This is a genomic window from Peribacillus simplex NBRC 15720 = DSM 1321 (assembly GCF_002243645.1).
In the GTDB taxonomy this organism is placed as follows: Bacteria; Bacillota; Bacilli; order Bacillales; family DSM-1321; genus Peribacillus; species Peribacillus simplex.
In genome coordinates, this window is sequence record NZ_CP017704.1 from 3,435,964 (window position 1) to 3,458,029 (window position 22,066).

The 22,066-nt window shown below is 37.3% G+C and carries 25 protein-coding genes and 1 pseudogene; 22 read left to right on the top strand and 4 right to left on the bottom strand.

What is annotated here, in order from left to right; genetic code table 11:
- Positions 1-45 precede the first annotated feature (45 nt).
- From BS1321_RS16535 to BS1321_RS27870, 6 genes are all read left to right on the top strand, one after another.
- On the top strand, positions 46-420 hold the full coding sequence (locus tag BS1321_RS16535; protein WP_063236392.1) for a hypothetical protein: 375 nt from the start codon (positions 46-48) through the stop codon (positions 418-420).
- Between the two features lie 233 nt (positions 421-653).
- A complete protein-coding gene (locus tag BS1321_RS16540; RefSeq protein ID WP_063236393.1) occupies positions 654-1,121 on the top strand; it encodes a VOC family protein in 468 nt (155 codons plus the stop codon).
- Between the two features lie 541 nt (positions 1,122-1,662).
- Entirely contained in the window at positions 1,663-5,745 is a 4,083-nt protein-coding gene (locus BS1321_RS16545) for a S8 family serine peptidase (protein WP_063236394.1), read from the top strand.
- A gap of 319 nt (positions 5,746-6,064) precedes the next feature.
- Positions 6,065-7,312 (top strand): helix-turn-helix domain-containing protein, encoded by a 1,248-nt coding sequence (locus tag BS1321_RS16550; protein WP_063236395.1) that lies wholly within the window; start codon positions 6,065-6,067, stop codon positions 7,310-7,312.
- Between the two features lie 453 nt (positions 7,313-7,765).
- Complete coding sequence (locus BS1321_RS16555) at positions 7,766-8,338, top strand: peptidoglycan-binding domain-containing protein (protein ID WP_063236396.1); 573 nt, start codon at positions 7,766-7,768, stop codon at positions 8,336-8,338.
- Positions 8,339-9,209: 871 nt separating this feature from the next.
- A complete protein-coding gene (locus BS1321_RS27870; RefSeq protein ID WP_094246623.1) occupies positions 9,210-9,359 on the top strand; it encodes a hypothetical protein in 150 nt (49 codons plus the stop codon).
- A gap of 33 nt (positions 9,360-9,392) precedes the next feature.
- Here BS1321_RS27870 and BS1321_RS16565 read toward each other — a convergent pair whose 3' ends face one another.
- Complete coding sequence (locus BS1321_RS16565) at positions 9,393-9,656, bottom strand: hypothetical protein (protein WP_056529736.1); 264 nt, start codon at positions 9,654-9,656, stop codon at positions 9,393-9,395.
- A 213-nt stretch (positions 9,657-9,869) separates the two neighbouring features.
- On the opposite strand from BS1321_RS16565, the gene BS1321_RS16570 reads away from it, so the two are divergent.
- Positions 9,870-10,103 carry a hypothetical protein gene (locus tag BS1321_RS16570; protein WP_063235820.1) on the top strand — a complete coding sequence of 78 codons (234 nt, stop codon included), beginning with the start codon at positions 9,870-9,872 and terminating at the stop codon, positions 10,101-10,103.
- A gap of 183 nt (positions 10,104-10,286) precedes the next feature.
- On the opposite strand, the gene BS1321_RS16575 is transcribed toward BS1321_RS16570, so the two are convergent.
- Positions 10,287-10,712, bottom strand: coding sequence for an SRPBCC family protein (locus BS1321_RS16575; protein WP_063235821.1), 426 nt, complete (start codon positions 10,710-10,712; stop codon positions 10,287-10,289).
- 186 nt (positions 10,713-10,898) lie between these two features.
- Positions 10,899-10,991: pseudogene (locus tag BS1321_RS28200) on the bottom strand (class I SAM-dependent methyltransferase); the annotation flags it as partial.
- A gap of 437 nt (positions 10,992-11,428) precedes the next feature.
- Between BS1321_RS28200 and BS1321_RS16580 the strand changes: the two are divergent.
- From BS1321_RS16580 to BS1321_RS16615, 9 genes are all read left to right on the top strand, one after another.
- Positions 11,429-11,749 (top strand): PadR family transcriptional regulator, encoded by a 321-nt coding sequence (locus BS1321_RS16580; RefSeq protein ID WP_063235822.1) that lies wholly within the window; start codon positions 11,429-11,431, stop codon positions 11,747-11,749.
- Positions 11,750-11,820: 71 nt separating this feature from the next.
- Positions 11,821-12,174, top strand: a complete 354-nt coding sequence (locus tag BS1321_RS16585) for a DUF1048 domain-containing protein (protein WP_063235823.1) — start codon at positions 11,821-11,823, stop codon at positions 12,172-12,174.
- Between the two features lie 199 nt (positions 12,175-12,373).
- The gene (locus tag BS1321_RS16590; RefSeq protein ID WP_063235824.1) at positions 12,374-13,135 is read left to right on the top strand and encodes an ABC transporter ATP-binding protein; all 762 of its coding nucleotides are present in this window, start codon (positions 12,374-12,376) and stop codon (positions 13,133-13,135) included.
- Complete coding sequence (locus BS1321_RS16595; RefSeq protein ID WP_063235825.1) at positions 13,136-13,885, top strand: ABC transporter permease; 750 nt, start codon at positions 13,136-13,138, stop codon at positions 13,883-13,885.
- 196 nt (positions 13,886-14,081) lie between these two features.
- Positions 14,082-14,264 (top strand): hypothetical protein, encoded by a 183-nt coding sequence (locus BS1321_RS16600; protein ID WP_056524041.1) that lies wholly within the window; start codon positions 14,082-14,084, stop codon positions 14,262-14,264.
- Positions 14,265-14,377: 113 nt separating this feature from the next.
- The gene (locus tag BS1321_RS28205) at positions 14,378-14,509 is read left to right on the top strand and encodes a DUF6254 family protein (RefSeq protein ID WP_221408210.1); all 132 of its coding nucleotides are present in this window, start codon (positions 14,378-14,380) and stop codon (positions 14,507-14,509) included.
- A gap of 397 nt (positions 14,510-14,906) precedes the next feature.
- Positions 14,907-15,116 (top strand): hypothetical protein, encoded by a 210-nt coding sequence (locus BS1321_RS16605; RefSeq protein WP_063235826.1) that lies wholly within the window; start codon positions 14,907-14,909, stop codon positions 15,114-15,116.
- A 246-nt stretch (positions 15,117-15,362) separates the two neighbouring features.
- Entirely contained in the window at positions 15,363-16,004 is a 642-nt protein-coding gene (locus BS1321_RS16610) for a DUF4272 domain-containing protein (protein ID WP_063235827.1), read from the top strand.
- Positions 16,005-16,596: 592 nt separating this feature from the next.
- Positions 16,597-17,394 (top strand): fumarylacetoacetate hydrolase family protein, encoded by a 798-nt coding sequence (locus BS1321_RS16615; protein ID WP_063235828.1) that lies wholly within the window; start codon positions 16,597-16,599, stop codon positions 17,392-17,394.
- 253 nt (positions 17,395-17,647) lie between these two features.
- On the opposite strand, the gene BS1321_RS16620 is transcribed toward BS1321_RS16615, so the two are convergent.
- Positions 17,648-18,643 carry a zinc-dependent alcohol dehydrogenase family protein gene (locus tag BS1321_RS16620; RefSeq protein WP_063235829.1) on the bottom strand — a complete coding sequence of 332 codons (996 nt, stop codon included), beginning with the start codon at positions 18,641-18,643 and terminating at the stop codon, positions 17,648-17,650.
- 262 nt (positions 18,644-18,905) lie between these two features.
- Here BS1321_RS16620 and BS1321_RS16625 point away from each other — a divergent pair, with 262 nt between their 5' ends.
- The 6 genes from BS1321_RS16625 to BS1321_RS16655 all read left to right on the top strand — a co-directional run bounded on the left by BS1321_RS16625 (position 18,906) and on the right by BS1321_RS16655 (position 21,982).
- Positions 18,906-19,274, top strand: a complete 369-nt coding sequence (locus BS1321_RS16625) for a winged helix-turn-helix transcriptional regulator (RefSeq protein WP_063235830.1) — start codon at positions 18,906-18,908, stop codon at positions 19,272-19,274.
- A gap of 364 nt (positions 19,275-19,638) precedes the next feature.
- On the top strand, positions 19,639-20,265 hold the full coding sequence (locus BS1321_RS16635) for a DUF3885 domain-containing protein (protein WP_232522701.1): 627 nt from the start codon (positions 19,639-19,641) through the stop codon (positions 20,263-20,265).
- Positions 20,266-20,532: 267 nt separating this feature from the next.
- Positions 20,533-20,892, top strand: a complete 360-nt coding sequence (locus BS1321_RS28915) for a DUF2178 domain-containing protein (protein WP_473743245.1) — start codon at positions 20,533-20,535, stop codon at positions 20,890-20,892.
- Between the two features lie 12 nt (positions 20,893-20,904).
- The gene (locus BS1321_RS16645; RefSeq protein WP_063235833.1) at positions 20,905-21,108 is read left to right on the top strand and encodes a helix-turn-helix transcriptional regulator; all 204 of its coding nucleotides are present in this window, start codon (positions 20,905-20,907) and stop codon (positions 21,106-21,108) included.
- Between the two features lie 48 nt (positions 21,109-21,156).
- Positions 21,157-21,363 carry a hypothetical protein gene (locus BS1321_RS16650; protein WP_063235834.1) on the top strand — a complete coding sequence of 69 codons (207 nt, stop codon included), beginning with the start codon at positions 21,157-21,159 and terminating at the stop codon, positions 21,361-21,363.
- Positions 21,364-21,496: 133 nt separating this feature from the next.
- Positions 21,497-21,982, top strand: coding sequence for a GNAT family N-acetyltransferase (locus BS1321_RS16655; RefSeq protein ID WP_063235835.1), 486 nt, complete (start codon positions 21,497-21,499; stop codon positions 21,980-21,982).
- The last annotated feature ends 84 nt before the right edge of the window (positions 21,983-22,066 follow it).

A 22,066-nucleotide genomic window follows, 5' to 3' on the forward strand; every position in this document is an offset into this window, starting at 1 on the left:
AACAAGAAAGTGTTAAAATTGGGAGTTAAAAGGTGTTGATGGTGAGTGAATGTATTCCCGGAAGCAAACGACTTTCTTTCGTTGTTTGAGTGTGAACCTATATTATTTGAGACCACTGCGAAAGATTTACCGTTTTATTACAATAAAGCAACATATCAATTTTCTAATGGAGAGGAAGACTTTACTGTTACACTTTCTCCATCTTACGGTGAAGTAAAAATACAAGTAACCCAACCCACTTCAAATAAATTGTTATCACTTTTGGATTTAAAACGAGTTAACAAATTTAAGATTACAGCAGACAAAAAGGAACTATCAAGTGTACTTTTAACGGTTCTGAATGAGGATTCCCAACAAACAATAGAAATTGATTTTAAGCCAAAATATAAACTGATTTTTAGAGAACATTATACACGGTAAATACTCAGTCTTGTTCAACTAACAGGTGCTATACTTCAATAACAGGGGTTGCTGAGGCAGCCTTTTTCTTATGGAACTAAAGGAGCAAGTTAGTTCAACAAAATTCTGATTTAACTCAAAAAATACGATTAAAAATGTGGCTTGATTCATACTAATATCTGGAGATTCCAAATATTAGCGTGATACAGTAAATATAAGGGATTTATAGATATCATAACGAGGTGGGACGAGAAATGATAAAAGGTCTTTATGAGGCACATTTACCTGTAAGTAATCTTGAAAACTCAATAAAATTTTATAAAAAGTTAGATTTAGAAATTGCATATCAAAATGATAAATTAGCTTTCTTCTGGATTGAGAAAGGTAAAAGTTGGCTTGGTCTATGGGAAACGAACCATGTAGAAATCCCGTACCATCCTTCAATACGACATGTAGCTTTACAAATAGATATAGAGGACATGACATCAGCAAAGGATTGGTTAAATAGTAAAGGAATCGAAATTCGTACAACTTTTGACTTAACTGAAGAACAACAACCTTTAGTTCTTGATAACAATCCACAAGCTCACGCAGCTATTTATTTTAATGACCCAGACGGAAATCCTCTTGAATTGATTGCTCCTTTAAGATTGGACTTTGAGGAATCCTTTGGAGAGATGTCATTAGAGGATTGGTATAGAAGAAATACTGCTCACAACTAATTTTGCTCTGCTTCGGTAACGGATTCTTGAGTTTAACAAGAGGGTTGCTGTGGCAATCCTTTTCTTTATGGAACTAACGGGTGCTTTACTTCAAAAAGGGAGCTGTTTCGGCAGCTCTTTTTCTTATGTAGCTAAAGGCAGGTTGGTTCAACAGTGCTGTTTGATCTTTGTTCAACAATTGGGCCAGATAATAGAATAACACTTGGAAGTTAATTTGGATATTTTCAGGAATAAACCTTTTTGCTGCAACTTAAGTATAGACCTTCCCCTCCCCAACTCACTCAATGGAATTCATATTTTCTTATTTTACTAAAGAAAACCCCAATTTATAAAAATGAATTTAAGTCTTTTTTACTAATTTTCGCAGGAATAATACCTTTTTAGAGCATCTAATAGAAAAAGAAGGTAGAAATAACTACAAAATTAAACCAATTGAAATCCAATACAAAGGCAATTAATATTATTATGAGAATATTTTAAATTTTTAGAAAGGGATATTTTTTTCGGAAATCTTCTATTTAACTAAGAAAGTAGGGAACATATGAAAATTCATTCATTCATTAAACGAACAGCGGCGATTACGCTGTCAGCTGGCTTGCTGCTATCATCAGCAAACACGCCTTTCATTCCTTATGCAAATGCAGCGAACATAAAGGCAGAAGACGTCTTGGCTTCGTTGACAAGTGAACAACGAAAAGCGTTAAATAAACTTGAAATGACAGATAATGTCGGATTGCAAGGATTTAAAATGGAAGAGTTAAAAAAGGATAAAGAAATCTCGGTCATCGTCCAGTTTAAATCAAAGCCGGGAAAAGTTGCAGTCTTGGATGCGAATGTAAAAGGAAAGAAGCTTTCTAAAAAACAAGCGGATGATCAAGTAGTAAAGGAACATGCTCAGTTTAATAAAGACATTCAATCGATTCTTCCATCTACTAATCTTAGAAGCAAGAAAACAGGTCATAAAATCACTTCTACCTTTAAGACCGTTTATAACGGGGTAGCTATGAAGCTGCCAGCTAATCAGGTAGAGCAGCTTTTACAATCCGAAGTCGTAAAAGCAGTATATAAAGATGTAGAATTTAAGGTCGATCCGATCGCCATGGGAGAGAAATCAGCCCCTGGTACATCCGTTGAAAGTATTCCATATTTAAAAATTGACCAGCTGCACAATGAAGGTATTACAGGAAAAGGAATCAAAGTTGGGGTTCTTGATACAGGGATTGATTACAACCACCCTGATTTGAAGGATGCCTATAAGGGCGGTTACGATTTAGTTGATCAAGATAATGATCCAATGGAGGCAACTTACAAGGATTGGCAAGCGTCGGGGCAACCAGAATTTAGCTGGTCCGGTTCTTCCTATTATACTTCCCATGGAACACATGTCGCAGGTACCATTGCTGGACAAGGAACGAATGCAGAGGTTTCTGTGAAAGGTGTGGCTCCTGATGTGGATTTATATTCGTATCGTGTTCTTGGACCATATGGATCAGGATCATCTGAAGGGGTCATTGCAGGTATAGAAAAAGCTGTAAACGATGGCATGGATGTTATCAACCTTTCCCTCGGATCGGACATCAATGATCCTTATGATCCAACCAGTACTGCCATTAACTATGCTGTCCTTAATGATGTAACAGCAGTTGTAGCAGCTGGAAATGCAGGATCAGATGATTATACATTAGGTTCACCTGGCTCAGCAGCACTTGCTTTGACAGTCGGGGCGAGTGATGTGCCGATGGCGGTTTCTACTTTCAATGGGAAAATCGGAAATAAAGATTCGATCGAACTTGTTAGTTTGGCACGCCACTATTCAGACCAATTAAAGGAATGGGAAGGAAAATCCTATGAGGTAGTGAATGTCGGTTTAGGAAATGGCTCTGATTATTCCGGCAAGGATGTAAAAGGGAAAATTGCACTTGTGGAACGCGGAGAATTCGCCTTAGCCGAAAAGGTCAGCAATGCGAAACAAAATGGAGCAGCCGCCGTTCTTCTTTATAATAATGTGGAAGGGCAAATTAATGCCAATCTTGGAGAGTCCGTTGACTTTGTGCCGTCATTTTCTTTAACAAAAGAAGCGGGAGAAAGCATTAAAGCACAGATTCAAGCAGGTGAAGCGAATTTTACTTTCTCCAAATACGCGGATAAACAAACAGAAGGTGACCACTTAGCGGACTTTAGCTCAAGAGGCCCGGCAAGAGAAACATACGATATGAAGCCAGAAGTGACGGCACCGGGAGTAAGTGTTCTTTCAACAGTCCCTTCTTATATGGTGGACGCTGAACATCAAGAAAACTATCAATATGCATATTCCAGATATTCTGGAACATCTATGGCTACTCCTCATACAGCAGGGATTGCAGCACTCTTGCTTCAAGCGAATCCGCAATTTGAGCCGGAAGATATTAAAGCCGTTCTAATGAATACGGCAGATCCTCTCAACGGAGACTATAGTGTATTTGAAGTTGGAGCAGGAAGAGTTGATCCATACCAAGCTGTGTATAGTGGAACAAGCTTCAAAATTAACGATAAAACATTTGTTCCAGGTGCTGAGGAATTAATCAAGGTAAAAGAATTGACGGGCGGACTCAGCTTTGACGTTCACTATGCAGATAAAAAACTAAATCTAAAAAAATCAATCACTATTGAAAACCATGATAAAGTAAACAAAACTTTCAGTGTATCTGTAACTGAATCGAATGGTTCAAACAGCTTGAAGGAAAATGGAGTGAAGCTGGATATTCCAAGCAAAATTTCTGTAAAAAGTGAAGACTTCAAAAAAGTAACACCACGTTTGCTTATCCCTAAGAAAGCAAAGGATGGAATTTACGAAGGCTATATTACATTAACAAACAATGCGAATTCATCAGAGCAGTATCGGATTCCTTTCAGCTTCCGAACAATGGAAGATGGGTTTAATAAGGTTGAGGTACTAAATCCTGCCTATTCCCCAAGTCATTTAAACCAAGTGGCATGGGATCCTATGCGTACTCCATTTGTATTAGCTGATTTTAACCTTCGTGCACCAATGGAAAAAATGGATGTCGTTCTTCAAGATGGCAAAACAGGAAAGGACCTCGGTTTGGTCGGAACAATAAATTTAGATTACGCTTATGACAATGTAGATTATGGATTATATGCATTTAATGGAGCTTTTTATGAGTTTACAGGAAACTCAAAACAGCCCATTTCGGAAGAAGCAAGTTATGTGAAAAAACCGGGACATTACAAGTTGAAATTCATTGGTACAGGTACTTCCGGGAAGGTTACAACTGAAACGCAGCATTTGCTCATCGATCTCGATGCACCGAGCTTCAAAAGTTCACTTGATGGAAAGTCTCCATTTATTGAATATAAGCCAGGTCAAGAAACATATCCATTCGACATTCAAATCACAGATCCAACCATTGACGAACTAAAGAAATTGGGCGTAAATATCGATCAATCATCGAACTCGATGGTGTATTACTGGGGTCAAGGTGGTTTCCCTTCTACGCCAATTCCAATGGATAAAGAAGGAAAGTTTGTCGAAGAAATCGCCCTGGATGAATCCATCCCAGCACTTCAATTCCGCATGAATGGATATGATATGGCAGGAAACAAACCGGCAACAAAGCAATATTACTTTGTAAAAGAAGGTACACCTGTCGCGTATACTATTGGCGAAAAGTATGAGGTGAAAACAGGCGATACGGTAAAAGCAACGCTATCATTAGATAACCTAAACGCAGTGTCAAAGGCGGAATGGAACTTTAATGGTGACGGAGACTTTGACAGAGGTTTAGATAGCGTAGAGTTAGTTGATGCCAAGCTTCACAGCAAATTCTCGGACAAAGCCTCTTTAACGATTAAAGACAAGGTCGTTACTGTCCAATTTAATGAAGAGAGTAAAGCATTGGACCATGCAAAAGTCGTTGAGGTTACGTTAAAGGTTCAGGATGATCAATATACCCTCGGAGCAGCGATTAATCCGATTGTGAGCGTAATGGATGCTAATAATCAGACAAGCAGTGTGTTAAAATCTGGTTATAGTTGGAAGGTTAACCCTCAATTCTCAATGGCTAGAGGTTATGTCACTCCGCAAGGATTTAAAAATGAAGATGGGACTGTTACAGAGAAAAGGGATTGGAGCAAGGTTGGCGGTACAGTGAAAATCTTTGATTCAGAAGAAAATGAGTTCGATGCGACATCAACGGTAGAAGAAAATGGACAATATGTATTCAACAAGCTGCCGTTAAGCACAAATGCCTTCACGATTGAAATGAAAGTCCCAGGCCACTTTGCCACGAAAGAAAAACTAAATTCTGGTATTGGTTTTGAGCACAATGGTGAGTTATACGGTCAAAATCGCTGGATACCTGCCCTTGATATTACTGCAGGTGATGTAAACCAAGACAATGTCATTGATGTTCTAGATGCGATTGAAATTCAAAATGCATGGAAAACAAAGAAGCGTGCAGCGGATATCACCTTTGATGGAATGGTTGATGCTAAAGATATGAAATATGTTCAAACAAACTATCTCAAGCAAAATGAGCATGTCGATAATGCTCCAAAACCAAAGAAGAAGTATAAAGGTAAGACATTAGAATCAATTTTAGTTGAGTTGGGAATACAGCCATAAATATTAAAAAACACGATGAAAGCTTAGCTTCATCGTGTTTTAACTTTTAAAGAAAGTATAAAATTTTTCTAAAAGTATTTTTAAAGAAGGAGAGTATTCCAATAAGGTTGCGTTATTTGAATTTTCTTCAGAATAAAATATTGAGGTAGATTGGGAATTCGTAAAAAAGGGAGACAAGAGTGATTATTGAAAAAGCTAATAAATAGAGGGAAGCTATCAAAGTAGCCTTGCGCTTTTCTTAATTTTACTAGAATATATAGATTATATATTCATTTTTTTCTATATATAGTAGATAAAATTACAATCTAGAGGTGCAGCTATGATTGAGGGGAAACTTATCAAGTTTTATCGTGAAAAAGCAGGGTTGACTCAGGGGCAGCTTTGTGGGGGGATTTGTTCGGTTACACATCTTAGTAAGATAGAACGAGGGATAACAGATTACTCAGGGGAAATTACTCACTTATTATCCCAAAGATTGAATATCTGTCTTGATGATGAATTTGTGCGGTATCATAATCTTCAAAAGAAACTAAAGTTATGGCACGACACGTTCGTTATGCAACAAAGCAAAGAATCAGAAATTTTAAAAGATGAAATCGAAAAAGAAACACTGATTCAATTGCCAGATTTTCAAGTTTTCTATCAATTACTCTCTGCAAGGTATTATTTATCTAATTATCAATTAGAAACAGCATTATTAATTATTCAAAACCTGCAAAAAAATGAATCATCTTTTTCTCCGCAAGACCGCAATATGTTAAAGAATGTTCTAGGTATGTATTATTTTCACAACGGACAGTATCGAGATTGTATTCAAATTTTAACATCGATTGATCAAAGTCAATATAATCATTTTGAATATTATTACCATTTGGCACTAGCCTATCACCTTATTCATTCTAATATAATATCGTATTATTATGCAGAGAAAGTCCTTGACTATTTTCAAAAAACGTTAAATGTCATCCGAATAATTGATACAGAGACGATCATGTTATTACAATTAAATGCAAAGGAGCTTCATGATTTTGAAGAGACGAAAGAACGTTACGAACAATTAATACGTACCTGTGATACCATTAATGAAATAGACCGTAAATCAAAGCTCCTTAATAATCTTGCATTTGAACTTTACAGAAGAAAAAAATACAAAGAAGCATCCGAACTATACACAGAAGCCATGGAACTAATTGATGAAAAGGTTCCTCATTATTTAACTGCATTAGATGGTTATATTAATACTTGTTATAAAGGAAAACTACTCTCATTCGAGATTTTATTGGAATTAGCACATAAAGGCCTAAGAATAGCAAAATCGACAAAATCGTATAACTGGATTTTTTTTGAATTACACCTTTATCAGCTTAATCATGAAGAAGACGATTACTATCATTTTATTGAGACTACAGCCCTTCCTTTTTTTAAAAATATGGGCTTCACCATGTTTATTGAACACTACGAAAAAAAACTCTTCCACTTTTATAACCGAATTGGTGCCGTTCAAAAAGCATTGGACCTTGCCAACTCTTACATACAAGGCAGAAAGAGCTACTATGATCATGAATAAGTCTTAATAAAAAAAGATACTCTATGCAGATGTTAATGCTGCATAGATTGGATTGAAGCTGAAAGTCAGCGTGAAAAAATAGTCAATCAAAGAAGAATTAAAATTGGAAAAGCAATTAAAAGTTTACTTGAAAAATATCGAATAGAAAATATGTAAAGCTGATAAGTCCATCAACTTAAAGTATGATGAACTATCAACAATTCGGCTACCTTACCTAGTGATATTTAGTCAAACAACTGAATTCCATTTATTACATAGATACTTTGTATTAGATAATTAAAAGATAAATAGTGATATTCAATAAAAGGGCGCTTTTCTGGAAAATGGAAAGTGTCTTTTTTAGTAGAATTAAATATTGAATAAAATAACAAGTTTTTAAATAATTGTAATTAAGCGAATGAGCAGTTTTCTGAAATAATGTAGTACGGATTTATATTTAAGGAGGAAATTATTATGAGTTTAAAAAAATCCTTTTTCTGTTTGTCAGCAGCTGGAATCATTGCATTTCAAACTCAACTTCCAACAATGACTGAAGCATCAGCGAGTACAAAATCAAATACAAACACCCATGAAATAAAAGCCGCAAGTGAACCTTATCCGGGCCATGTCATAAAGTACGGAGCTCGAGGATCTGATGTGAGAAAAGTACAAAACCAGCTAAACAAAAACAATGTACCAATCTATGTAGATGGCATATTTGGTCCGACAACCCTTAAGAAAGTCAAAGGATTTCAAATGCAGAGACATTTGAAAGCTGATGGGATAGTAGGGCCTTCAACTTGGACTGCGCTCTATCATACTGCATTTCCTTATCCGGGCCATGCCGTTAAAATTGGGGATCAGGGCATAAATGTAACATACATTCAAGCGCGTCTTAATGATGCTGGGGGATCGATTAAAATTGATGGTGTTTTTGGTCCGAACACTCAGCTTAAAGTAAAGGATTTTCAGAAAAAATTCGGACTAAAAGTAGATGGAATTGTCGGACCGGAAACCTGGGACATTCTCTTTAATTATGAAGAATAGTCTAAGTTTGGAGAAGACCATCTTTCTTTTTTAGTTTTATAGGAATTAGATAGTGGATAAGAATATGAGGTTAAAATACTTCCAACGGGAAGCTAGATTCCCCAACAAAAAAAAGATGTTCCGAAAGGAATTATCGAATAAAAGTTATTCAATAATCGGGCGCTTTTCTTGAATAAGAAGGCGTCTTTTTGTAATGAGTAAGATTCTAGAACAATACATTTAAGGGATTGGATTATGTTAACATGTATAAGGGATTGTGAAGGTTTCTACTTAAACTATAGGGTGCGTTAGCTGAAGATCGGAGCGTCTTTAGGGCAGCTTATTCTTATGGAACTAAAGGGGCAGGTTAGTTGAATAAGGTGATATTTGGATTAAGATAGATATAAGTAGAAAAGTTAATAACAAGGGGTGATTTTTTGGAGAAAAATATTGGGGATGTAGATTTTTTTTAACAAGTAGTAAAAAGACTTTGCAAAAAAACAATATTTCCCCTCAGAAACCTAAATTTGAAATCATCGAGAACGTAATGGTTATTAGCATTAAGAACCATTTAAAAGATGGAGTAGACTTAGATTGTTTTAATATTTTAAACCTTATTTACCGAACAATTGGACCTTTAGAATAGAGCTGAACAAACAGTAAATAGAATTATTGAGGCTTATGCAGAGTGTCAAGGCATTTTATTTTGATTATAGCAATGAAATGAATACCATTTGGCGATGAATTATTTTACTAAGTTTTTAATGTTTTTACTGATATATGCAAAGTTAGCAGTACACTAATAAAGTAATAAGGTTTACTTCAGTAAAATAAGGTATATTATATTTGTTGAATAGATTCTCTTTAAAGACAAGAAAAGTAGGTGAACAAAGTGGGAAAATATCAATTGGATACCAAAGGTAAGGTAGCTGTGACAAAGTTTCATGAAAAACAGACGCCTGCCAAATTTGATAAAAAGCAGCATCTTGAAAAAATACGTGCGGAGTATTTGAAAAAGAAGCAAAAACAAACAGATAAATAATATGAATGAAAACATAGGAAGACTAAAATCTCCCTATGTTTTTCTTATTCGAAGTTCTTTTTTCAATTGATGATAGAGTTTATTATTCCCATAAATTTCAGATTCGGTGACAAAAAACTCGTCATCAGAAATCCATTCCTCACTAAAAATTTCAGTAGCAGAATCAATAGACCAGCCGTTATTTTGGATACACCAGTAATCTCCAGCAGAAATTTTTAAAACATTTGGATACTCACTTGGCTTAGGTAGCTGAATAAAAAGATAAGTCTCGATCTTTTCAGCAAGATACTTTCTCAACACCCCACACTCAAAGAAAGTCAGGGAATACGTGCTTTACATCAATAAGGGAGGTTGTTGAAGCAACCTTTGCTTAATGAACTAACGGGTGCGTTAGCTGAAGATCAAAGCTGTCATTAAGGCAGCTTTTTCTTTATGCAACAATAGGGGAAGATTTGTTGAAGCGTAATATATACTAAGATAATGGTAGGATGAAAAAGGGAGTTCGATGAAATGGAGGAAATGATAGGTGGTTCATTTGTTTTTGTAACGGGAGTTATTTTTCTATGGATTGGTTTGTTTCAGTACAAGTGGTTGTATAAGGGTATAAAGGAAGTTGAAGAAGGAAAAATCGATATTTTACCTTTTATAGGTAGTTATTGGTTCTGGCGGATTGTTTTCATCGGTAGTGGTGTATTACTCATTTTTACAACTGGAAATTCATTCATTAGGTATGTCTTTCTTTAACTATCGGATGCTTTACTTCATTACCGGAGCTGATCAGCAGCTCCTTTTCTTATGGAACTAAAGGGGCAGGTTAGTACAATAAAGGAAAAATAAAAAATGGCGGTATCTGTGGTTATTTTATATCCACAGATACGCCACTAATGATTTTAATGACTTATAAAATTAATAACTGGAGCAACTTTTTTAATTGTTTGTTTGCTCAACATATTTTTTGAAATTATTTAAAATCGCCTGCCATCCTTGTTTTTGAAACTCAATCGGATTTATAGTTTCAGCATCAAAAGTTTCAATTACTTCGATTTCGTTTTCTTGTTCTTTAAAAGTGATTTTTACTTTTCTTCCATCACCCATGGTATAAGCAATAACCTCATGTAATTTTACTTCATCATAGATTCCACCAAAATCGAAACCAGCACTGCCATCTTTGGCTTCCATTCTTGAAACGAATTTCCCACCTGGTCTTAGATCATTTTCGGCAAATGGTGTGTGCCAATCATCTGAAGGATTGTTCCATTTTGTTATATGATCCGGCTCTGTCCAATACTTCCACACCTTTTCTATGGGTGCTTGAATTGTTGTTTCTGCTGTAACTTTTTTAAATGTTTGCATTTTATTTCTCTCCTTTATAAATACAAAAAATTTTAGAGATCTGTCCACATTAGATGCCTGGATATATTATAAGCATTTTCGAGGGGGTTTATTGTAGTAAATTAGGAGGGATTTGCGTTAAAACGAAATAACTTTATCTTCTAACATTGTGAAGAAATGCATCTTGCAGGAACGCATAATAAACATTTACTTTTCTGCTGAGATTATTAAGAACATAGGTCTACGAAGTTCTTCTTTCATTTCGGGAATACTCTTTAACATTTCTTCGGAAGGAATTGGTCACTGGAAGTAGGAGAAAACCTCATCGTTTTCACACCATAGAAACCGGGAACCTACATGTACAGCTGCTGGATGGGAGTGATCCGCGGTGTAATCATTGTGAAAGAAGCATAGTTGGAAGTAAAAGCTCCATAAAGAAAATCGGCTGTATCCAATGGAGATAGCTGGTTTTTAAAAAAAATTAAAAAATCAATTTGACAGTCACCCTACTACGTGTTACAGCATACCATGTAGTAAGTAACATTTGATACCAATAGCACTGAATAGTGAAGTTGCAAAAATATTTTTAAGAAAAAGTTGACACCTCTGCTACTCAGTGTTACAGTTTAGGTGTAATAAGTAATACTAAATAGCGTGATTTCCCAAAAGCTATTCAGTAAAAATTCCCCTCGGAACTACGTTATAATATAAGTCACAAAATAGAGGAGGCTCTGAACATGGAAAATTTAACTGAAATGCTGAAGGGTTCGCTGGAAGGCTGCGTGCTGGAAATCATCAGCCGCCATGAAACCTATGGCTACGAGATTACCCGCCGCCTGAACGAGCTTGGGTTTACTGAAGTCGTGGAAGGGACGGTCTACACCATCCTCGTGCGATTAGAAAAGAAAAACCTGGTGAACATAGAGAAGAAACCGTCAGATATGGGGCCGCCCCGCAAGTTTTACTCACTTAATGAGGCTGGCCGCCAGGAACTTGAATTGTTTTGGAAAAAATGGGATTTTGTATCATCAAAAATCAATGTCTTAAAGTCAATCTAGCTTCATAAGATATTCCGTACGCTATTCTTGGAGTGTCTTGTTCAGCTTTATAAAAAAGGAGGAAAAATAACATGATGGAATTGTTCAAAAAAATGATTGGTGATAAAAAAGAGTATAAAATGATGATGGCACGGGTTGAAGCCCTGCCAGAGGACTACCAGTTTGTATTTAAGAAAATTCAAAATTACATGTGGAATTTCTCAGCGGGCAACGGGATGGATATGCTGCACATGCAGTATGAATTAATCGAGTTGTTCGAAGCCGGTGCGGCGGAAGGTAGACAAGTGCTGGAAATCACTGGGGACGACGTGGCGTCCTTTGCTGACGAACTAGTGGCAAATGCTAAAACCTATTTCGCCAAGTATCGTGAAGATTTGAATGACAGTATCATGAAGCGATTGGGAAAAAATAAATTCAATAAATAATGCCGACTGAATAGCTGGTTACAAATGTGAATTGCCACCTTCGCTATTCAGTTATATTTTTAACCCGGTAATAAGTTATACAGATTATCAGTCAGACTAAATAGAAGAGAATAGGCAATATAGTTCCGCTAGGCGCTCGGAAGGATAATTACGAATCTTACAAGCGGCTTTGCTGCGCTATTAAAAGGAGGAAAAAAGTATGAGTAATGCAGCGATTTCTGTAAAAGGGTTAAAAAAATCCTTTAAAGACAATGAAGTCTTAAAGGGGGTGGATTTTGAGGTACGGCGTGGCGAAATTTTCGCACTGCTGGGCTCAAATGGAGCGGGTAAGACGACGACGGTCAACATCCTCTCGACTCTGATGAAGGCCGATGGCGGCGAAGTAGGTATATGCGGCTTTGACGTCCAGCGTCAACCGGATCATGTTCGCCAGAGCATCAGCCTGACAGGGCAGTTTGCAGCTTTAGACGGCATGCTCACCGGGCGGGAAAACCTGCTGATGATCGCCAAGTTGCGGGGAGTTTCCAATCCCGCTCAAGTCGCCGACAATCTGCTTGCGAGATTCAGCCTGACCGATGCGGCCAACCGCCGGGCGGATAAATATTCCGGCGGGATGAAGCGCCGGCTTGACATCGCCATGAGCCTGATCGGGACGCCAGCAGTCATTTTTCTCGACGAACCGACGACAGGGCTCGACCCCGAAGCGCGGATTGAAGTCTGGGATACCGTCAAGGAGCTTGCCGGCGGCGGCACGACAATCTTGCTGACGACCCAGTACCTGGAGGAAGCCGAACAACTGGCGGACCGTATCGCCATCCTGCATGGCGGAAAAATCATCTCGACCGGGACCCTTACCGAACTCAAGGAGATGTTCCCGCCAGCGAAAGTGGAGTACATCGAGAAGCAGCCGACATTGGAGGAAATTTTCCTCGCGATCATCGGCAAAAAGGAGGAGATGTAAATGAATAGCAAAACAGGGGTATTACTAGGGCGTTTAATGCGCAACATCATGCGCAGCCCGGATACAATTATCACGGTGGCAATTACGCCGATTATGATGCTGCTGCTGTTTGTCTACGTATTTGGCGGCGCCATAGAGGCAGGCACGGACAACTACGTCAATTATTTATTGCCGGGAATCTTGCTGATGGCTATCGCATCCGGCGTCGCTTACACTTCCGTGCGGCTGTTTACGGATGTAAAGAGCGGGCTGATGGCCCGTTTCATTACCATGCCCATCAAGCGCTCGTCGGTATTGTGGGCTCACGTGTTGACCTCGCTTGTATCCAATGCGCTTACTGTCGTCGTGGTTATACTCGTCGCGCTCTTGATGGGCTTCCGTTCCAGCGCTAATATCCTGGATTGGCTTGCGGTAGCTGGGATACTCGGGCTGTTTACGCTGGCGCTGACATGGCTGGCGATCATTCCCGGATTGACAGCAGGGTCTATGGAAGGGGCGACAGCCTACTCGTACCCGCTGATTTTCCTGCCGTTTATCAGTTCTGCCTTTGTCCCCACCGAAACCATGCCTAAAATTGTCCGTGCGTTCGCTGAGAACCAGCCCGTGACTTCAATCGTGAATGCGATTCGTGCCATCTTGTATGAAGGGTCTGTTGGCAACGATATCTGGATCGCACTTGCCTGGTGCGTCGGCATCATGGTCATCGCTTACTTCTTCGCCAGTAAAGTATTTAAACGCCAGTTAGGGTAAGTACACCATTATGGGATTAGCCATATTAATAGTCAGCCGCTGCGATAAATAACTTATAAAATAACCGAACTGGAACTTATTATTCACTTTGTTTTTTTACCTGAATTACATGACAGATTCATGTTACTATCGGTATTAATTCGGGGTATATTTCTTCTTTCTGATCTCATACTAAAGATAAGAAGGAGGGGTATCCATGGCAAAACGAACAAAGAAAAATGATGCAGACCAAAAGAACAAACAAGGATTTGATTCAAGCAAAACTGATTCAGAATTCTCTCAAGAATTTGGCAGTGCAAACGCTAATCAAGCACATAAAAATAAAGCAAAAAAAGAAAAAGCATCTAAAAATCAAGGTGAGTGGAAAGGCATGCATTAATTAATACCTGCCAGACTCGAACTCATGATAAGTGATGCCTGCACCGAGTACAAAGTGGAGGCTTCTCATGCTTCAAACTGTTTACTGAACTTTATGTAAAGGAGCTTATTTAGATGACTCAATCTAAGCAACAACAAGAACGCCAATGGAAAGATCGTAAACAATCGCAGAATCCACATGGTAAGGTCAGGTCATTTGAACAATTAGCTGAAGATATGGGCAAAAATGAATCTGAAACTAAGTAAAACTGTTTAAGAATGAGAGGCTTTCTCAAAGGGTCAGAGCCCCACATAATAGTGAGGTCACTCCCTTGGGTACCCTCTCTTTGTCGTTACCTAAAAGGTCATAATTATCGGAAGTGATAATTATGACCTTTTAGGTTTACATATACGCATATAAAGCTGGCTTACAATAATTCGTATGTCTTAATGAACTAACGGGTGCGTTAGCTGAGGATCAGAGCTATCTTTTAGGCAGCTTTTTCTTAATGGAACTAACATGGCAGGTTAGTTAATAAGATGCCTTCCATTGTTTAATTGAGTGCCAGCTCATGTTATAATGAATAACTTACGATAATTACTATTTTTGAACGGATGCCAAGAAAAGCCTCCGCATAACGATAAAATATGGAGGTGTAAGAGAATGAATAAACAATGGACGATTGGTAAAATTAAAGAATTTGTTGAGAACAATTCGGAAAGTAAGTTATTAACGACGGAATATCACGGTTTTTCTCAAAAGTTACTATTTAAATGTACATGTGGTAGCAATTTTGAAAAAACATTTAAGAAATTTAAAAATAATAACCAACGTAAATGTGATGTGTGCCAACCGCCTAAAGCGGCACGATAACGTATAGCGAATAACTGAAGTGCTGATTTCTATTAAAGAGAAGTTGGCACTATTTTTATTTTTGGGGAATAAAAGAACTAATGGGTGCCTTAGCTGAGTAATCGGGCTGTCTTAAGGCAGCTTTTTCTTTATGCAACTAAAGGCGCAGGAAAGTTGAGAAGAATGTTACAATAAAAAATGGTGAGTGGAAAGTTTTTCTAATAGTAGTTTTAAAGATAACGGGATTACCTAATAGTGAGGTGCGGTATGAAAAGTACGAAAAATAGGAAAAAAAAATCCGAAAAAATATTAAAGACCCTAAAGGTACCAATAAATAAACATTTACCCTTAACGGAAAATGAAGAAGAAGTTTCTCTTAGAACAAAGGAAGAGATAATAAACAGAATTATTTCATTAGCGATAGTCTCAGCTAAAGCCATGGAGGCACCGCCAGAAAAAATTGACGAATTTATTGAAAGATATAATGCTAATGAATTGTTCACAGAAGAAGAACAAAAGTTTTTAATGAAAAAACATCTGAATCAGAACGAGCTGATCCAGTACTCTTGGAAGTTAGAATGTATTTGGCTTCTGCTTTGGTCTGTAAATCTAATACCCGATATAGATGTTCCGGCCGATACGTGTAATGCTGAATATGTTTTTGAGACGGTTTTTCTTCATTCTAAACAAGAGTTGCTTGATAAATCCACTTTAAAACCAACCAGTGATATATTAGATAGTCTTGATTTTATTTATAGAGCACATTGGGCGGTACGAGAAGCTCAAATAAATCATTTGGAAGTTCCATCATCTCTAGATGAAGGCGTTGTATATGAAAGACACTACACTCTTAATTGGCTAGTAAATTATATGGATCAAGAATGGGAGGAAATAAGTACAGATACATAAAAGCTCAATACATACTTTTATGCTCCCTTATCAGGAGCGAAAGATCAGGGTTAAATGTGAAGTTATCCACTTAATCTAACAGGTGATTTACTTCAAGAAGGCAGGTTGCTGAGGCAGCCTTTTTCTTATGCACTAACGAGGCAGGTTAGCTGAATAAGGGACGAATTACCAGTACAAAAGTTTTGATATTTTGAGATAATCAATAAGCACCAAGTCTTTGAATGTAATAGGGTAGATTTGTGAAGAAAGTATTATACAAGTTAATTGGCTTGGTTTCGGGTGTATTAGTTGTAATTGTATTTATAAAATTAAGTAAACATTTCATGGGGAATGTATTACTAGGACTACCAATCGGAATATTTATTGCAGCCTATATAAGGCAATACACAGATAAAATTATAAATAAATTGTAGGTTCCATAAAATACATAGTTAAATAATTTAATCTTATTGAACTAAAGGTCGGTTTAGCTGAAGATGGAGTTGTGACGGGAGCTCTTTTTTCACGTAAAAGAACAGGCATGTTATAGTATAGGAGAACCGGATTTTATATTATCTGAGGTAATCTTAATCATCAAAGGAGTTTATTCATAATGCATGTGCTACAAAAAACACAAAAAATAGTTCGCTATCAGAATCAACAGGGCAAAATACATTACGGTATTGTTGAGGATGAGATGATATTACAACTGTCTAGCAGTTTTGCTGAACTTGTCAACAAGGAAATAAAGTATGACGGGGTAGAGCTGAAATATAGTGACGTGAAAATTTTGGAACCTGTAAAACCTTCGAAAGTGGTTAATTTCGGCTGGACATATGCAGGTCATGCGAAGGAAACAGGGGGAGAGGCAAACCTTATAGAACCATTTCTATTTTTAAAGCCATTATCTGCGCTTATTCCAGACAAGGAGAAAATTATCCTTCCTCCAAATGATCTATCCAACCAAGTAGAGCTTGAAGGGGAAGTTGCACTGGTGATTGGAAAGCGCGGAAAAAACATTAAAGAAGAAGATGCGCTTGATTATGTGTTTGGTTGCACGATATTTAATGACGTCACAGCAAGAGATCTTACAAAAAAAGATCCACAGTTTACGCGGGGCAAAGGATTTGATACGTTCGGACCTTTGGGGCCGTGCATCGTTACCGGGGTAGATCCTACAAATTTGCGGATTGTGACCACTTTAAACGGCCGCGTTGTCCAAGACGGGAATACCAATGAAATGTCTCTAAGCATTCCGTATCTAATCAGCTGGCTTTCGCAGGTAATGACACTTGAGCCAGGTGACATTTTGGCCACGGGTTCACCATCTGGCAGCTGCCCGATCAAGTCGGGGGATGAGGTCGTTGTTGAAGTCGAGAATATCGGTCGGTTATGTAATGAGGTTCAGTAGGATTTGCCAGTATTCTTAATGCCAAATTTGAAAATGTTCATAAATAGTTAGTAAAGAAAAGAGCTGTCTTTAGGTCAGCTCTTTTTTTTATGCATTGGGGCAGGCTAGTTCAAGATGAATTTTTTTCTTGAGGTCTAAAGTATGATCTTAGAACCGAAAAAGAAATTGAATTGACTATGCCCTTATTGGTTTTTACGGTAATTAAAAATAAAAGCAGACGGTACCGTCTGCTTTTAAATAGGCATTTCAAATATTACCAATTATTTTTCAAAACAATTTTTCCTATGGCCTCGCCTGACTCCATGTACTCATGGGCTTTTGAGACTTCATCAAACGTAAAAATGTTTGAATCCAAAAGCGGACGCAGCTGCTCTTCCTCAACCAAACTAGCAACCTTCTTCAAAATTTCTCCATAATGCTTATGCATGTCCTTGTTTAATATCTTCAACAACATAAAGGTTACATGTAGAGAAAGTCCTTTTGAATGCACTGGGGAGAGGTCATGAGTCGAACGGGCAGCAATGGCTGCTACCGTTCCATGTACCGCAGCCGCCTCAAAAGAGCGATCAAGGTTTTCACCACCTACCGTGTCAAACACAACGTCAAAACCTTTTCCGTCTGTATATTTTTGTACATAGTCGTGAACGCTTTCTTCTCGATAATTAATAGTTACATCTGCACCAAGGCGCGTGCCAATCTCCAGCTTCTCTTGCGAAGAGGCAGTTGTATAGACTGTCGCGCCTCCCCATTTGGCCAGTTGAATGGCAATGTGTCCAACACCGCCGGTTGCAGCATGGATCAGTATATCTTGTCCAGGGACAAGATTTGCCCGATTAAATAATGCTTCCCATGCGGTAATGGCAACTAAAGGTAAAGCTGCGGCTTCTTCCATCGTCAAATTTTTCGGTTTGTGAGCCAGTAAATCAACGTCTGCTAGCATATATTCTGCAAGTGCACCGCCAGTCCCTTTAAAACCACCCGCGCATCCAAACACTTCATCGCCAACTTTAAACTCAGTTACTCCTTCACCCACTGCAGATACCAAACCTGCAACATCCCCATGTAATACTGCTGGGAACTCGGGGGCAACGGCTGGAACTGCACCAGCACGGACTTTCGTATCAATAGGATTTACACTTGTAGCCTTGACTTGAATAAGTACATGTCCAGGTTTTAGTTCAGGTTTTGAAATCTCTTTAAATTGAAATACATTTGGATCACCAAAAGATTGAATAACTTGTGATTTCACTTTAGTCACTCCTATTTATTTTATGGGGAAATGTCTCATCACCTATTCATGTTAAGGATGAATACACCGGAGACATTAATCCGATTTTTTAGTAACATCTTTAATGATGAATAGTATGAAAAGAGTGAATGTTTAGTCTTTACTTGCAAAATCAATGATACTTTATATAATATAAAATTAAAAGTACGCACATTTTTGTTGAATAGGATAAAATTTGTAATATAGTATACAATTTGATACTTAAAAAGATTGGGGTGTCGATATGAAGGACTTTAAAACGGAAAAGTGTCCTGATACCACTGCTTGTCCTGTTGCAGTTACAGTAGATGTGATAGGAGGCAAATGGAAAGGGATCATATTATATAACTTAATTTCCGGCCCTAAACGTTTTAACGAATTAGGGAGACTTATGCCCTATACAACAAAACGTATGATAACGTTACAACTTCGAGAATTGGAACAGGATGGTATTGTACATCGTGAAATATATCGGGAGATTCCTCCAAAAGTTGAATATTCCCTTACTGCCTTTGGGGAAACATTAAAACCTATTATTTACCTAATGCGAGATTGGGGAGATATGTACGAAAATGAGGTTTTAATGAAACGAAAAATCTCAGAAAATAGGTAACATCAAATGATGTTCCCGAACCAACTAAACCAAAGCAATACCTTCAACTCCTCAGGTATGATTTCTAAATTTTATAACAAAGTTGATTGGAGAGGAAGGTGCGAGACTCTTGCGGGAAAAGCGCGTCTAAGGGAGACCCCGCAGGAGCAAAGGGCGCCGAGGGCGGACCGCCCGCGGAAAGCGAGTGCCTGGAATGGAAATCAGCGTCTAAATTGTACAAACCATAAAGAATCTGTAGACAAACTCGATTTTCATCTAGTTTGTCTACAGTCTGGGAGTTGTTTTGGCAACTCTTTTTTTAATGCAACTTAAGGGGCATGTTAACATGGAAAGGTATAATAAAGGAACTTAACGAGGTGCAAACATGCTTTTAAACGATTTTATGAATGAGAATTTTCCAAACTTAGAACTTAGACCACCCTTGTTTTATAGTTGGAAAACTGGTATCCGGTTTGAATTAGGTGTGGACTATGATAGTGATTATGCTTATGAAAATAGCCCCTATTTACAAGGAGTATATAAAAGGGCTATCACTTTATTCAAGTCCTTGCATTCTCATAACGATGATATTTATATCGTAGTTGACGTAAACGATTATGCAGATGGTTTTAAACATAAATCAAATACTTTTTCACGGTATATTAAAGAGAAGTCGATCTTATACCGGTTAAACCAAAAGACAACTTTTCATGACGATGATGAAGAAGGAACCTATAAAACACATAGATTTACATTAAAATGTAAAGCGTCTGACTTCAAATACATTCATATGTTAAAAGCAATCTGCAATCAAGATATGGGAATAAGGCCAAGTATTTTTAATAGAGTCTATTTTATAAACATCAACAGGAAAACTATATTTCACGTTTATGATGACAGGGGTTGTGATTTATTGGCGACTTCGCCCGAAACAATAAGAGATGTTTATGATAAATACAACGACTGGTTATTAGATTACGACAGAAATGAAATAGACGAGGTATTTAAATAAAGGATGTCCCCTTGTTAAAATAACAGGTACATTAGCAAAGATCAGAGCTGCCTTTAAGGCAGCTTTTTCTTTATGCATCGGGGCAGGTTAGTTGAAAGTTGTTGAATCAGTATTTACCCTTGACATTTGTTTTGAAACAGATTAACATGAAATCAACTTCACATGAAGTTAACTTCATGTGAAGAAAACTTCACCCCCAGGTGAATAAGTTGGTTAGGAGAGGTATGATTGAAAAATCTATTCATACAGCGTTTTTTAGTCTCAACGGTGATAATAATATTGGGAATCATTCAAATAATTCTCGATACATCACAAAGATTTAATTTTGGCTATATCATAGTATTCCTAGGTGGGATAATTTTGTTGTACTCAACAATTTCTTACATAACATCCGGTAAGAATAAATCACTAGAAAAGGAACTATCGAAGGAGTACGACGAAAGAGATGCTTTAATTGATGGGAAAGTTGCTCGCTTTTCCTTGCAAATTCTGATGTGCGAAATTTTTATTCTTATGTTTATAACTAATTATGTCGTTATCCCAACAAATACTGTATTATTTGTTGTCTTAGTCTCATTAATAATTAGCCAAATTGGGTCTAGAAAGTATTACAATCATTTCCTTTAATTCGGAGGATTTATGAAAAATAGAGTAAAAGAATTGCGAATAGAATATGGAATAACGCAACAAGAATTAGCTGATAAAGTAAGTGTATCTTCTAGAACGATCATCTCATTAGAAAAACAAAAGTATAATCCATCTGTGTTACTTGCGTATAAAATAGCTTCAGTTTTTAATTTATCAATTGAAGAAACTTTTATTTTTGATGAGGATGACAAATAATACATTTCACAAAGATGAACATATTAAACAAACAACGGAGGAACATAAATGCTTAATGTATTATTTATTTTTGGGGCTGTTTTAATAGTTTGGGGTATTTATCGTATGAAAACAGATGATGGCTTATTTGGGAAAAACCGAAAAAGTAAAAACATATTCAATTTAATGCTAATGGGAGAAGCTTCAGGATTAGGGCAATTTTTGAGTGGAATTCTGTGTATTATTATAGGGATTATTGCAGTTATTATGAAGTGAAGATAGGAGCTGCCTTTAAGGCAGCTCTTTCTTTATGCATCGGGCCAGGATAGTTATAGAATGAATTACGTGAAAATGACCTTAATGATAAAATTAGTTAAATGGACTGTTACATCATTAAAGGGGGAGAAGGATGGAAATTCGTTCAGTGAAAGGGTCAGATTACTATGCAATATCTCCACTAATCAATGAGTGGTGGGGAGGAAGGCAAATGTCTGATATGTTACCGAAATTATTCTTTGATCATTTTACAAATACAAGTTTCATAGCCGAAAAGGAAGGGGAAATAGTCGGTTTCCTAATAGGGATTCTATCTCAATCTCAATCTGATGAGGCATATATTCACTTTGTCGGAGTACATCCTGAATACAGAAAAAATGATATCGGAAGACATTTATACAAACAATTTTTTAATGTAGTAAATGAAAATGGCCGCAATGTTGTCCGTTGTGTAACGTCACCTGTCAACAAATCTTCAATTGCCTATCATACCAAGATGGGATTTGAAATTGAAGAGGGAGATAAATTAATTGATGGTGTTTCAGTCCACACTGACTATGACGGACCCAATCAAGATAGAGTTTTATTCATGAAACAGTTATCAAGTTACGAGGACTGACAATGGAAAAAAGGTCGACCAGTAAAAATCTGGTCGACCTTTTTTTCATAGAATCCACTAAGGCGGGACTGTCAGCTAAAGTGT

Bases quoted from the DNA above. Each gene is read 5' to 3' on its own strand.
- BS1321_RS16540 (WP_063236393.1), top strand. From the start codon at position 654: ATGATAAAAGGTCTTTATGAGGCACATTTACCTGTAAGTAATCTTGAA.
- BS1321_RS16545 (WP_063236394.1), top strand. From the start codon at position 1,663: ATGAAAATTCATTCATTCATTAAACGAACAGCGGCGATTACGCTGTCA.
- BS1321_RS16550 (WP_063236395.1), top strand. From the start codon at position 6,065: ATGATTGAGGGGAAACTTATCAAGTTTTATCGTGAAAAAGCAGGGTTG.
- BS1321_RS16555 (WP_063236396.1), top strand. From the start codon at position 7,766: ATGAGTTTAAAAAAATCCTTTTTCTGTTTGTCAGCAGCTGGAATCATT.
- BS1321_RS16570 (WP_063235820.1), top strand. From the start codon at position 9,870: ATGGAGGAAATGATAGGTGGTTCATTTGTTTTTGTAACGGGAGTTATT.
- BS1321_RS16575 (WP_063235821.1), bottom strand. From the start codon at position 10,712: ATGCAAACATTTAAAAAAGTTACAGCAGAAACAACAATTCAAGCACCC.
- BS1321_RS16580 (WP_063235822.1), top strand. From the start codon at position 11,429: ATGGAAAATTTAACTGAAATGCTGAAGGGTTCGCTGGAAGGCTGCGTG.
- BS1321_RS16585 (WP_063235823.1), top strand. From the start codon at position 11,821: ATGATGGAATTGTTCAAAAAAATGATTGGTGATAAAAAAGAGTATAAA.
- BS1321_RS16590 (WP_063235824.1), top strand. From the start codon at position 12,374: ATGAGTAATGCAGCGATTTCTGTAAAAGGGTTAAAAAAATCCTTTAAA.
- BS1321_RS16595 (WP_063235825.1), top strand. From the start codon at position 13,136: ATGAATAGCAAAACAGGGGTATTACTAGGGCGTTTAATGCGCAACATC.
- BS1321_RS16600 (WP_056524041.1), top strand. From the start codon at position 14,082: ATGGCAAAACGAACAAAGAAAAATGATGCAGACCAAAAGAACAAACAA.
- BS1321_RS28205 (WP_221408210.1), top strand. From the start codon at position 14,378: ATGACTCAATCTAAGCAACAACAAGAACGCCAATGGAAAGATCGTAAA.
- BS1321_RS16605 (WP_063235826.1), top strand. From the start codon at position 14,907: ATGAATAAACAATGGACGATTGGTAAAATTAAAGAATTTGTTGAGAAC.
- BS1321_RS16610 (WP_063235827.1), top strand. From the start codon at position 15,363: ATGAAAAGTACGAAAAATAGGAAAAAAAAATCCGAAAAAATATTAAAG.
- BS1321_RS16615 (WP_063235828.1), top strand. From the start codon at position 16,597: ATGCATGTGCTACAAAAAACACAAAAAATAGTTCGCTATCAGAATCAA.
- BS1321_RS16625 (WP_063235830.1), top strand. From the start codon at position 18,906: ATGAAGGACTTTAAAACGGAAAAGTGTCCTGATACCACTGCTTGTCCT.
- BS1321_RS16635 (WP_232522701.1), top strand. From the start codon at position 19,639: ATGCTTTTAAACGATTTTATGAATGAGAATTTTCCAAACTTAGAACTT.
- BS1321_RS16645 (WP_063235833.1), top strand. From the start codon at position 20,905: ATGAAAAATAGAGTAAAAGAATTGCGAATAGAATATGGAATAACGCAA.
- BS1321_RS16650 (WP_063235834.1), top strand. From the start codon at position 21,157: ATGCTTAATGTATTATTTATTTTTGGGGCTGTTTTAATAGTTTGGGGT.
- BS1321_RS16655 (WP_063235835.1), top strand. From the start codon at position 21,497: ATGGAAATTCGTTCAGTGAAAGGGTCAGATTACTATGCAATATCTCCA.